The organism is Parafrankia elaeagni, from assembly GCF_000374165.1.
Taxonomy (GTDB): Bacteria; Actinomycetota; Actinomycetes; order Frankiales; family Frankiaceae; genus Parafrankia; species Parafrankia elaeagni.
Window position 1 is genome coordinate 243,206 of record NZ_KB893728.1, and the last position, 11,833, is coordinate 255,038.

The following is an 11,833-nucleotide window of genomic DNA, read 5'->3' on the forward strand; positions in this document are numbered from 1 at the left end:
CCTACTGGATCGGCTCGTCGCCGAGGAGAGTCGTCCGGTGCATGACGCGCGGCTTCGAGCGGTCGAACTCGCAGGCCCGGTGGACGAGGCCGCGGTTGTCCCAGATCACCATGTCGCCCACCGTCCAGGTGTGGCGCAGCACCCGGTCGGGGGTGGTGGTGCGCTGCTCCAGTTCGTCGAGCAGCTCCCGACCCTCGGCGGCCTCCAGCCCCACCACGTGGGACGTCGTCGACCCGATCACGAGCGAGCGGCGGCCGGAGCGCTGCTCCCAGACCAGCGGGTGCGTCCGTTCCGGCCGGGACGCCCACTCCGCCAGCTGCTCCGGTGTCGGGTCCGGGTAGCTGTGGCGCTGCACGGCCTCGAAGGTGTGCACCACCCGCAGCTTCGCGAAGCGCTCCTTCTCCGCGGCGGAGAGGGCCTCGTACGCGTTGTAGGTGCTGGCGAACTCCGTCTCGCCGCCCTCGGCGGCGACCACGTGGGCGCTGAGGACCCCGGCCTTCGGCGGGGGCACGGCGTCGAGGCAGCCGTCCAGGTGCCAGCGGTCGTTGCTGCGGAAGTACTCCGCGTTCGGGTTCGCCGGGTCGAAGCTGATCTCGGTGACCTCGGGGATCCGGTACTTGGCGGACTTCGCCAGGCTGCCCAGCTTCCGGCAGAACTCCACCTGGCTCTCGTCGTCAGCGTGTAATTCGCGGAAAAGCAGCACGCCGTACTCCTCCAGCGCGGCTGTGCAGGCCCCCGGCAGATCGTCGTCGGCGCGCAGGCGCTCGACGTCGACACCGAGGATCTCCACCCCGACGTGCTCGCTCAGTCTCTCCACGGCGATCACGGCCATCCGTCGTTCCTCCTCCTGCCGGTGCCCCGCCCGGGAGCCACCGACCCGCTGGTCCTGTTCGTGCCTTCCTCGCGTTCGCGTCGACCCACCGCGGCGCTCGGATCCACTGCGGCGCTCGGATCGTGGTTCGATTGTGCTACTGATCGTCCGTCAGATCCGGCGTCCGGCCGGTACCTCGTTGTGTCTGCGTGGCCAGCGGAACATCGCGTTCGACGCGTGCTGGCCGCCGTTGATCAGCAGGGTCACGCCGGAGACCCAGCCGGCCTCCGCCGAGCACAGGTAGAGCGCCGCGGCCGAGACGTCGTCGACATGGCCCACCCGGTTGATCGGGTAGAACGACGCCAGGTCGATCTGGTCCTCCTCGGAGACCAGCCGGTCGGCGACGAGCGGGGTGTCGATGAGGCCGGGCGCGATCGCGTTCACCCGGATCCCGTGCGTGCCGAACTCCATGCCCAGCGTCGAGGTCAGATGATTGATGGCCGACTTCGCCGACCCGTAGAGCACGGCGCCGGGTGTCGGGAACAGGCCGCCGGTCGAGGTGATGTTGAGAATGGCGCCGGGAATGCCCAGGCGCACCATCGACTCCGCGGCCTTGATCGAGGTGAACAGCGCCGACTTCACATGCAGCTGGTAGACGTGGTCGACGTCGTCGTCGGTGAGATCGAAGGTGGAGCGCTCGAGCCGCCCGGTGTCACCGGCCGAGTTCACGAGGACGTCGATCCGCCCCATCACGTCGAGCGCGCGGGTGACCAGGTCCTGCGGGGCGCCGCGGGCGGTCAGGTCGACGGGCAGCGCCCACGCCTCCCGGCCCAGCTCCTTGATCTCCCGGACGGTGTCGTCGAGCTGCCCGGGGCTGCGGGCGGCGACGGCGACGTCCGCTCCGGCCTTCGCGTAGGCCAGTGCGATGGCCCGGCCGATGCCGCGGCCACCCCCGGTGATCAGGGCCCTGCGGCCAGCATAGGAGAACATGATCGACCTCCGCACGTGGTAGCGATCCGGCCGGGGCTCCGCGAGCGTCTCCTGGCCGGCCGACGTGACCGTATCGTGGTTACTGGACCCGAGATACGGCTTCGACGAAAAATCATTGTTCGGGCAACCTGCCCCGGATCGCCATCCACTGAGACGCTCCGACCGTCTTTGTGTGGATATCGGAGGTAAGGTTCCACCCCGTCACCACCTACGCTGGACGCGTGACGGCACCGACGACGGCTGACCCCGCCGCCTCCGCGACCGGCCCCGGTACGGCGGGCACGCCTCAGTCGGGCGGGGGCGGGCCCCGGTGGCGGCATCTCCCGGACCGCGCCGCCGCCCTCCGGCTCCGCGTCGCCGCCGGAGGCTCCGGCCAGGCCGCCACCGGCAGGTCGGGACACGGCGGCAGCGACCGGGCGGACGAGGCGCTGAAGAACCGGCTGTGCCCGCCGATGCCGACCGATCGGGTGCTCGGCTGGGCAGCGGCCCTCGCCGTCACCGTCGTCGCCGGCCTGCTGCGGTTCTGGCAGCTGACCGAGCCGAAGGGCATCTACTTCGACGAGGTCTACTACACCAAGGACGCCTGGGGCCTGATGACCGCGGGCTACGAGGTGGACAGCAACACCTGCTCGGGGCCCGCCTTCGTCGTGCACCCACCGTTGGGCAAGTGGTTCATCGCGGCGTCCGAGAGGGTCTTCGGCTACATCGACTGCGCCGGGGTGCCGCACGGAAGCCCCGAGCTCGGATGGCGGTTCGCCTCCGCGTTCTTCGGCACCCTCGCCGTGCTGGTGCTCACCCGGCTCGCGCGGCGGATGTTCCGTTCCACCCTGCTCGGCTGCGTCGCCGGCCTGCTGCTCGCGCTGGACGGGCTCGCCTTCGTCCAGAGCCGGATCGGCATCCTCGACATCTTCCTGATGACGGGCCTTGTGCTGGCGCTGGCCTGCCTCGTGCTCGACCGCGACCACGGCCGCGCCCGCCTCGCCGCCCGCCTCGCGGCCGACGGTGCCGCGCCTGACGACGGTGCCGCGCCTGACGACCGTGCCGCGCCCGACGAGCGCGCGGCGCGGTACGGGCCCCGGCTCGGGTGGCGGCCCTGGCGGATCGCCGCCGGACTGTGCCTCGGCGCGTCCCTGGGGGTGAAATGGAGCGCGCTCTACACCCTGGTCGGGTTCGCCGCGCTCGCCCTGGCCTGGGACATCGGCGCCCGGCGCACCGCCGGCGCCGCCAGGCCGGGGCGTGGGGCGCTGCGCCGCGACGCCCCCGCCTGGGCGGGCTGCTACGTCCTGCTGCCGATCGTCACCTTCCTGGCCACCTGGACGGGCTGGTTCGTCACCGACGGCGGGTGGCGCCGGCACGAGCACGGCGACGGGTTCGTCGCCGCCTGGCGCGGCTGGTGGTCCTACCAGCAGGCGATCCTGAACTTCCACGAACACCTGTCCTCTCCGCACGTCGCCCAGTCGACGCCGATGAGCTGGCTGGTGATGGGGCGTCCGGTGGCCTACGACTACGAGGGCGTCCCGTTCGGCCAGCAGGGCTGCCGGGCCGCGGAGGGCTGCGCCCGCGAGGTGCTGGCGCTCGGCAACCCGGCGGTCTGGTGGGTCGGGTCCGCCGCGCTGCTGGCGATGGTCGCGCTGTGGGCCAGCCGGCGCGACTGGCGGGCCGCCCTGGTGCTCGTCGGCTTCGGCTCGTCGTTCCTGCCCTGGCTGGCGTTCCCGGACCGCACGATGTTCTTCTTCTACGCGCTGCCGCTGCTGCCGTTCCTGATCCTCGGGATCACGATGTCGGCCGGCCTGGTCCTCGGCCCCCGCACCGCGTCCGACACGCGCCGCCTGGCGGGGGCGGTGGTCGTCGGCAGCTACCTCATCGTGGTCATCCTGCTGTTCGCCTACTTCTACCCGCTGCTGGCCTCACAGGTGATTCCGCTGAACGGCTGGCGGGACCGCATGTGGTTCCCCGGCTGGATCGTCGCCTGACCATTCCGCTCTGGACGGGTGGCCGCCGTACCGGGGCGGCGCAGCAGGCTGGGAACCAGGCGATCGGGAACCAGGCGATCGGGAATCAGGCGATCGCGGGCATGATCTCCTCGGCCACCCACTGGGTGTAATCGTAGTATTCCTGGATGTCGTTGACGGCGGGGATGGGCACCGAGCTCATGGTGACGCCGAGTTCGGAGAACCAGCCCAGCCGATCGATGATCTCCTGCCTGCTCATGCCCGGCCGGGCCCGCGGATCCGTCTGGACGCTGTGGCCCTCGCCGACGCGGGAGGTGGCGAACCCGTAGTACACCTCGGTGAGCCGGCCGTTGTAGTCCGGCTGGGAGCGGATGAAGTCCAGCCGCGCCGGGATGTCCTCGGGCTTCGTGAGGAACGGCCACCACCCCGACGCGTAACGGGCGGTGCGCCGCAGGACGGGGTCGGCGTCGCCGCCGAACCACACCGGCGGATGCGGGCGCTGCACCGGCTTCGGCTCGAACGCTACGTCCCGAAAGGAGACGTAGCGGCCCTCGAAGGCGGGCTTCTCCGCCGTCCACAGCTCGATGATCGCCTGGACGTACTCCTCGGCGATGGCGCCGCGTTCCCGGAACGGGACACCGAGGATCTCGAACTCCTCCGCCAGCCAGCCGACACCGAAGGTGACGGTGACCCGCCCACTGGACAACCAGTCCGTCGTCGCCAGCGATTTCGCCGTCACGACGGGATGCTGTAACGGCAGGATCGCGATACAGGAGTTGACCCGGATCCGTTCGGTGGCGCCCGCCAGGTAGGCCATCCCGGAGTAGGCGTGGAAGTAGTGCGGGCCGGACAGCTCCACATGGCTCTCCGGGACGATGTGGTGCTCCGGGAGACTGATCATCGCGTAGCCGAGCTGCTCCGCCCAGCGGGCCAGGCGGGTCTGGTCCGCGCCGGTCACCTGGGCCTCCCAGGGCTGGCAGGTGGCCTTCAGTCGGAGCATGTGCGGCATCGCGAAGCCGAGTTTCATGATCGTTCACTCCTGTCGGTCAGGTGAGCAGCAGCTTCTTCTGGACCTTGCCCATCGGGTTGCGCGGCAGGGACGTCGCGAAACGGATCTCCCGTGGGCGCTTGTGCGGAGCCAGCGTCGACGCGACGTGGTCGATCAGCACGGTGGCCTCGACGGTGTCACGGGTGACGACGACCGCCACGATCCGCTGGCCCAGATCGTCGTCGGGGACGCCGATGACGGCAGCCTCGGCGACCGCGGGATGGGCGAGCAGCGCGTTCTCGATCTCCCCGGCGCCGATCTTGTAACCGCCCGACTTGATGAGGTCGGTGCTCTGCCGGCCGACGATGCGCAGCTGCCCGTCCGGCTCGAACACCCCGAGGTCGCCGGTGGCGAACCAGCCATCGGGCGCGAGCGCCGCGGCGGTCGCCGCCGGATTGCCCAGGTAGCCGGTGAACACGTTCGGGCCGCGCACCTCCACCGGGCCGAACTCCTCCGCCCCGGTGACCCGGACCTCGACACCGTGCAGCGGGGCACCGACGACCCCCGGCCGGCGGTCACCGTCGGCCCGCGCGGCGGTGTTGATGAGGGTCTCCGTCAGGCCGTAACGTTCCGCGACCCGCTGGCCGGCCTGGGCCACGAACCGGTCGAACACCGGCACCGGCAGCGCGGCCGAGCCCGAGACGAGCAGGCGGGCCGACGCGAAGGCCTCCGGTTCCGGCACCCGGGACCACATGGTGGGCACCGCGAAGTACAGCGTCCCGCCGGGCACCGGCGCGAAGCGTGCCACGTGCCGCAGCGCGGAGCCGATCCGCAGCGGGCCCAGCGTGCCCAGCACGAGCCCGTGCACGTGGAACAGCGGCAGGGCGTGCCCGAGCACGTCGTCCGGCGACCAGGCCCAGGCGTCCGCGAGCGCGTCGATGTTCGCGGCGATCGCCCGCCGGGGGATGACCGCGCCCTTCGGTGGCCCGGTCGTCCCCGAGGTGTAGATGACAAGCGCGGGGGCTTCGGCGCCAGCCCCGCCAGCCCCGCCAGCCCCGGGAGCCTCGTCGACCTCGGGGGGCAGCGCGGAGCGGGCGGTCAGGTCGACCTCGTCGAGGACCAGGTCGGGCGCGCTGTCCTGCAGGACGTAGGCCCGTTCCGTCTCGCCCGCCTGCGGGTTGATCGTGACCACGGTGACGCCGGCCTCCACCGCGCCGGCGATGGCGACGACCGTCTCCAGGGTGGGGGTGGCGACCACGGCCACCCGGCGCACGCCGCGCAGCCGCGCGGCGACGGCGCCGACGGCGCCCGCAAGATCGTCTCCTTCCAGAGCGACGTCCGCTACCTGGATCCTGGCCTCGCCTCGGCGCAACGCAGTCAGCACACGCCCATTCTCCGGCCCCGGCGTGCCTCAGGTCGACGGAACCGGCAGGGTCGGGAGGAACCGGCAGGGTCGCGAGGAACCGGCAGGGCCGGGAGCAGGACCGCGGCCCGGGGCTCCGGCAACGGCCGGACAACGCCGCCTTCACTGGCCTAACCTGCCCTGGTGTCCATTCGTCCGCCCGCGACCGGCCCTTCCCGCTAGAGACGACCGACGGAGAGGAACGAATGTATCCGGGGGTACACGCCGAGCGCTTTCCCGACAAGGCCGCCGTGGTCGTGGCGGAAACGGGGGAGCGGCTGACCTACCGCGAGCTCGAGGAGCGTTCCGCGCGGTTGGCCCGGTATCTGTACGATGCCGGTTTCCGCCGCGGCGACCACATCGCCCTGCTGACCGACAACTCCCCGCGCGCCTTCGAGGTGTACTGGGCCGCGCTGCGCTCCGGGCTTTACCTGACCGCTGTCAACAGTCATCTCTCGGCGGCCGAGGTCAGCTACATCGTGAACGACTGCGACGCGGGTGTGCTGGTCGTCTCGGGCGTGCTGCGCGACATCGCCGAGAAGGTCGTTCCGGACACGCCCGCGGTGCGGGTCCGGCTGGTGTTCGGCGGGGCGGCCGAGAACCATGGCGACTACGATGCCGCGCTCCGTTCCGTCTCTCCGGAACCGCTTCCGGCGCAGCCCCGCGGGGCGGACATGCTGTATTCGTCCGGGACGACCGGACGGCCGAAGGGAATCCGCAAGGCACTGCCGGAGCGGGAGGTCCACGAGCCCGGCGACCTGTACGTCGAGCTGCTCACGCCGATGTACGGATTCGATGCCGACACCGTCTACCTGTCGCCGGCGCCGATCTATCATGCGGCGCCGCTGCGGTACACCGGTGTCGTCCTCGCACTGGGCGGCACGGTCGTTCTGATGCGCCGTTTCGACGCGCGGGCGGCGCTGGCCGCGCTCGCGCGGTACCGGGTGACACACAGTCAGTGGGTGCCGACCATGTTCGTGCGCCTGCTGAAACTGCCAGCCGCGGACCGGGAACTGCACGACCTGTCGAGCCACCGGGTGGCCATCCACGCGGCCGCGCCCTGCCCCGTCGAGGTGAAGCAGGCGATGATCGACTGGTGGGGGCCGATTCTCTACGAGTACTACGCCGCCACCGAGGCCATCGGGACCACGTTCATCACCAGTCCGGAATGGCTGCGCCGGCCCGGATCCGTCGGCCGGGCCAGTCTGGGCATTCTGCACATCTGCGGGGACGATGGAGCGCCGGTGCCGACGGGCGAGACCGGAACCGTCTACTTCGAGCGGGACGACCCGCTGTTCGAGTACCACAACGACCCGGAGAAGACGGCGCGGTCCCGGCATCCGGACCACCCGACCTGGATCACGGTCGGCGATGTGGGGCACACCGACGCCGACGGCTATCTCTATCTCACCGACCGCAAGGTGTTCGTCATCATCTCCGGTGGGGTGAACATCTATCCGCAGGAGATCGAGAACAGCCTGGTCCTGCATCCGAAGGTGTTCGACGTCGCCGTCGTCGGGATGCCGGACGAGGAGATGGGCGAGTCGGTGCTGGCCCTGGTGCAGCCGGTGCCCGGCGTGCCACCCGGGCCCGCGCTCGCCGCCGAACTGGCGGAGTTCCTGCGCGGGCGGATCGCGTCCTACAAGATCCCGCGCAGGTTCGACTTCGTGGCCGACCTGCCCAGGACTCCGACCGGCAAGATGGCGAAGAAGGCGCTGCAGTCCTCGTTGAGCGCCGCCCCGCCTGCCGTCCCGCCCGCCGCCCGGCCGGGGGAAGGCGGCGGCTGACCGTCCCCTTGGTGTGCCAGGTACGCCACCTCGGCGTGCACCACTCGTTCCTGCCCGGACTCCGAACGTAGCGTCGAACCGTACGAGACCCGTACGGGGAGACGACTCGGTACCCGCAGGATCGGGAGGTCCACGTTGAGTGGCATCGCAGCCAGGCACCGAGTGCTGATCATTGGGGGCGGCACGGCCGGGGTGAGCGTCGCGGCCCGGCTGCGTCGCGCCGGGCTGGGGGACGTGGCGCTGGTCGAACCGTCCAGCACGCACTACTACCAGCCCCTGTGGACCCTGGTCGGCGGCGGCCGGGCGCCGGTGGAGAGCACCGCACGGCCCGAACGGGACGTGCTGCCCCGCGGCGTCCGCTGGTACCCCGAGGGGGCTGTCGAGATCGACCCGGACGCCCGGACCGTCCGGCTCGCCAGCGGCGTGCGGCTGGCGTACCAGACGCTGGTCGTGGCCCCCGGGCTGCAGCTGTGCTGGGATGACGTCCCCGGCCTGGAACAGACTCTCGGCCGCGGCGGGGTCTCCAGCAACTACAGCTACGAGTTCGCCCCGGCGACCTGGAACTTCATCCGCAACCTGCGGTCGGGCACCGCCGTGTTCACGATGCCGTCGACGCCGGTCAAGTGCGGCGGCGCACCTCTGAAGATCGCCTTCCTGGCCGCCGACCACTGGCGCCGCACCGGGGTGGCCCGCGACATCCGGGTCGTGCTCGCCTTCGGCCCCTCCGCGCTGTTCCGGGTCGCCGAGTACCTGCCGGCGCTCGAGGCGGCGGTCGAGCGGTACGGCCTGGAGCTGCGGCTGTCCACCGAGCTCACCGAGATCCGCCCCGGGCGGCGGCAGGCCGTCCTGCGTGATCTGGCCACCGGCGGCACCGCCGACGTGGACTATGACCTCATGCACGTCACCCCGCCGCAGCGGGCTCCGGACTGGATCCGGACCGGTCCGCTGGCGGGCCCCGACGATCCCGGCGGGTACGTCACCGTCGACCCGCACACCCTGCGGCACACCCGGTATCCGGACGTCTTCGCGCTCGGCGACGTGGCGAACCTGCCGACGTCCAAGACCGGGGCGGCGATCCGCAAGCAGGCGCCGGTGGTCGCCGCGAACCTGCAGGCCGTCCTCGCCGGGCAGGAGCCGGCGGCCCGCTACGACGGCTACACGTCCTGCCCGATCGTCACCGCCCGGGACCGGATGGTGCTCGCCGAGTTCGACTACTCGATGCGGCCGGCCCCGACCATCCCGCTGATCGACACCACCCGGGCCCGGCGGGACATGTACCTGTTGAAGCGCTACGGGCTGCCGGCGCTCTACTGGAACCTGATGCTGCGCGGCCTGGCCTGAGACAGGAGAACCCGCCTTGGCGCGGTCAGTGACGAGCGAGGCCGTTCCACCCGCGGCGGACCCCGCCGCCCGGCGCGAGCTGTCCCGGGCCCGGACCGCGACGATGGTGTGTTTCTTCGTCCTGGCACTGCTGTTCGCGTCCTGGGCCCCACGGATCCCCCAGGTGAAGGAGGAGCTGGGTCTCTCCGACGGCGAGCTGGGCCTCGCCCTGCTCGGCGGCCCTGCCGGTGCACTCGCCACCATCTCGGTCGCCGGGCTCCTGGTCGGGCGGCTCGGCAGCCGCGCCATGGTCAGGGTGACGCTCGTCGGCTACGCCGCGGCGGCCCTCGGGCTGGTCGTGGTGTCCGGCGTGCCGCCGCTGTTCGCGGTGCTCGCGCTCTGGGGCGCCCTGGCCTGCGCGCTGGACGTCGCGAGCAACGCCCAGGCCGCCATCGTCGAGGACCGGTTCGGCCGCAGGATCATGATGACGGTGCACGCGGCCTGGACGGGTGGCGCCCTCACGGGCGCGGTGCTGGGGGCCGGGGCCGCCGCCCTCGACCTCTCCCTGGGTCTGCAGTTCCTGGTGCTGGGAGCCGCCGCGATCACCGGTGCCCTGCCTGTCACCGGCTGGATGCTCGCCGGCGACCGGCCGACCCGGCCCGCGAGCGCGGTCCTTCCGGCTGACCCGGCCCTTCCGACTGACGCAGCTTGCGCACCGTTGCCGGTGGGCCGGCCCCGGGCTTCGCCACGCCGGCTCCGGCGCGGACGGCGCCGGCGGCGCCTGCCCTCGTTGCGGTGGGCGGTGCCGCTTCTCCCGCTGACGATGATCACCTTTGCGAGCTACCTGGGCGAGGGCATCGCGGCCGACTGGAGTGCGGTGTACCTGACCGACGTCACCGGCGCGTCGCCGGGTCTGGCCGGGGTGGGCCTGGTGGCCTACATGACGTGCATGCTCGGCGTGCGGCTGCTGGGCGACCGCCTGGTGGAGGTCCACGGTGTGCGGCGCACGATCCGCCCGCTCGCGTTCGCCGCCGCGGTCGTGTTCGCCCTCGCCCTCGCCGCCGCCGACACGCCGTCGGGCACCGTACTGGGGATCGCCGGTTTCGCCGTGCTCGGCGCCGGGCTGGCCTGCGTCGTGCCGGCGGCGTTCTCCGCGGCGGGCCAGCGGGCGGTGCGCGCAGGCGCCCCCGCCGGGCCGGCGATCGCGCTGGTCAGCTCGGTCGGCTACGCCGGCTGGCTGGCCGGGCCACCGCTGATCGGCGGCCTGGCCGAACTGGTCGGCCTGCACGCCACCATGTGGACGGTGGTCGGCCTGACCTGCGCGATCGCCGCGCTCACCGGCGTTCTCGCCGGCTTCGCGCCGATCGGGCCAGGTCCGGATCTCCCGGACCCGCCTGCCTGACCGGACCCGCCTGCCTGACCGGACCGGCCGTCGGGTCACCGAGCCCGCGGCGCCGGCCGTCCCGTCCGGTTGTCAAGATAGTCATCGGTGTTGACGTGCATCCGCTCGCGAAATGATCTTCGGGAGCCGATCTTCATCCGCCCGATCGGCCCGGGGCCCGGGCCGCACGAGCGAGCTCGTGGCCGAGGAAGGCGAGCTGGGCCGGGATCGCCGCGCTCCAGTAGGCAGGGGTGTGGCCGCCGGGGCCGAAGTTCCGCTCCTGCGCCTGCAGGGCGTCCGCCGCCTCGCGGGAGACGCTGTGGAACGGGTCCGCCTCGCCGCAGTCGATGCGGTAGGCGACGCCCGGCACCGGCGGTGTCCCCAGGATCGCGTGCTCGGCGAAGTCGGCGGCGGAGTCGAAGGCACCGGGAGCGCTGGCCCGGTAGGAGTGCCACATCGCGGGGCTGCTCGCCGCGACGGCCACGACCAGGTCGGGATGGCGGCGCGCGAGGAGGAGCGCGCCGTAGCCGCCCATCGACCAGCCCGTTGCCGCAATCCGGTCGGTGCGCAGCCCCTGCGCGGCGAGCCGGGGAAGCACCTCGCCAATAATCATGCCCTCGGGGTCGTCCCCGGAGGCACGACGGTGCCAGTAGGTCTCCCCGCCGTCGAGGGTGACCAGCGCGAACGGTGCCGTGCCGGTCGCCAGCGCGGCGGTCAGGTGCGCGTCGAGCCCCAGCAGGCCGACCGCGCGGTCGGCATTGTCGCCGCGTCCGTGCAGCACCAGGCAGACCGGCAGCTCGCCCGCGCCCGCGGTGGCGGGTGCGCCCGTGGGGACGGGGGCGACCACGACCATGTCGACGTGGCGGCCTCGTGCCGTGCTCGCGAACGTCGTCCGCCGCACCGCGACGGGCCCGACCGTGGGTGAGGCCGCCGCCTGGCCGGCGGGTGACGGATCGCCGGCGGGGGAAGGGGCGACGCCGCCTGCCGTGCCGGCGCCGGTGGGAGTGGAACCGCCCGGCGGCGGGCTGTCCGTTCCGCATCCCGCGGCAAGACCGCCCGCCGCGGCCGCGATGAGAAGCGCCCGTCTGCTCGCTGGCATGGTACGGATGCTCTCATCGCGGACAGGACGGCCGCCGCGCCCGGGTGCCGGGCCCCGGGTACCGCAACGCCCGGCGCCCGGCGCCCGGGGCGGTGCGGCCCCG

At 72.4% G+C, this 11,833-nt stretch carries 9 protein-coding genes; 4 read left to right on the top strand and 5 right to left on the bottom strand.

Annotated features, from left to right (window positions below):
• Position 1: 1 nt before the first annotated feature.
• Positions 2-832, bottom strand: a complete 831-nt coding sequence (locus tag B207_RS0117515; protein WP_018637867.1) for a TauD/TfdA dioxygenase family protein — start codon at positions 830-832, stop codon at positions 2-4.
• A 150-nt stretch (positions 833-982) separates the two neighbouring features.
• Positions 983-1,801: an SDR family NAD(P)-dependent oxidoreductase gene (locus tag B207_RS0117520; protein WP_071086307.1), complete on the bottom strand. Its 819-nt coding sequence runs from the start codon at positions 1,799-1,801 to the stop codon at positions 983-985.
• A 221-nt stretch (positions 1,802-2,022) separates the two neighbouring features.
• Between B207_RS0117520 and B207_RS0117525 the strand changes: the two genes are divergently transcribed.
• The gene (locus B207_RS0117525; protein WP_018637869.1) at positions 2,023-3,774 is read left to right on the top strand and encodes a dolichyl-phosphate-mannose--protein mannosyltransferase; all 1,752 of its coding nucleotides are present in this window, start codon (positions 2,023-2,025) and stop codon (positions 3,772-3,774) included.
• An 85-nt stretch (positions 3,775-3,859) separates the two neighbouring features.
• On the opposite strand, the gene B207_RS0117530 is transcribed toward B207_RS0117525, so the two are convergent.
• Both B207_RS0117530 and B207_RS0117535 read right to left on the bottom strand, forming a co-directional pair.
• Positions 3,860-4,780, bottom strand: coding sequence for a TIGR03619 family F420-dependent LLM class oxidoreductase (locus tag B207_RS0117530; RefSeq protein WP_018637870.1), 921 nt, complete (start codon positions 4,778-4,780; stop codon positions 3,860-3,862).
• Between the two features lie 19 nt (positions 4,781-4,799).
• Positions 4,800-6,125: an AMP-binding protein gene (locus B207_RS0117535; RefSeq protein WP_018637871.1), complete on the bottom strand. Its 1,326-nt coding sequence runs from the start codon at positions 6,123-6,125 to the stop codon at positions 4,800-4,802.
• A gap of 224 nt (positions 6,126-6,349) precedes the next feature.
• Between B207_RS0117535 and B207_RS0117540 the strand changes: the two genes are divergently transcribed.
• From B207_RS0117540 to B207_RS0117550, 3 genes are all read left to right on the top strand, one after another.
• The gene (locus B207_RS0117540; protein WP_018637872.1) at positions 6,350-7,930 is read left to right on the top strand and encodes an acyl-CoA synthetase; all 1,581 of its coding nucleotides are present in this window, start codon (positions 6,350-6,352) and stop codon (positions 7,928-7,930) included.
• Positions 7,931-8,092: 162 nt separating this feature from the next.
• Positions 8,093-9,271, top strand: a complete 1,179-nt coding sequence (locus tag B207_RS0117545; protein WP_018637873.1) for an NAD(P)/FAD-dependent oxidoreductase — start codon at positions 8,093-8,095, stop codon at positions 9,269-9,271.
• A gap of 16 nt (positions 9,272-9,287) precedes the next feature.
• A complete protein-coding gene (locus tag B207_RS0117550) occupies positions 9,288-10,652 on the top strand; it encodes an MFS transporter (protein WP_230205073.1) in 1,365 nt (454 codons plus the stop codon).
• A 133-nt stretch (positions 10,653-10,785) separates the two neighbouring features.
• On the opposite strand, the gene B207_RS0117555 is transcribed toward B207_RS0117550, so the two are convergent.
• Complete coding sequence (locus B207_RS0117555; protein ID WP_018637875.1) at positions 10,786-11,730, bottom strand: alpha/beta hydrolase; 945 nt, start codon at positions 11,728-11,730, stop codon at positions 10,786-10,788.
• Positions 11,731-11,833 lie beyond the last annotated feature (103 nt).

Excerpts from the sequence above, each read along its gene's own strand:
- B207_RS0117555 (WP_018637875.1), bottom strand. The coding sequence starts at position 11,730 with ATGCCAGCGAGCAGACGGGCGCTTCTCATCGCGGCCGCGGCGGGCGGT.
- B207_RS0117515 (WP_018637867.1), bottom strand. The coding sequence starts at position 832 with ATGGCCGTGATCGCCGTGGAGAGACTGAGCGAGCACGTCGGGGTGGAG.
- B207_RS0117520 (WP_071086307.1), bottom strand. The coding sequence starts at position 1,801 with ATGTTCTCCTATGCTGGCCGCAGGGCCCTGATCACCGGGGGTGGCCGC.
- B207_RS0117530 (WP_018637870.1), bottom strand. The coding sequence starts at position 4,780 with ATGAAACTCGGCTTCGCGATGCCGCACATGCTCCGACTGAAGGCCACC.
- B207_RS0117540 (WP_018637872.1), top strand. The coding sequence starts at position 6,350 with ATGTATCCGGGGGTACACGCCGAGCGCTTTCCCGACAAGGCCGCCGTG.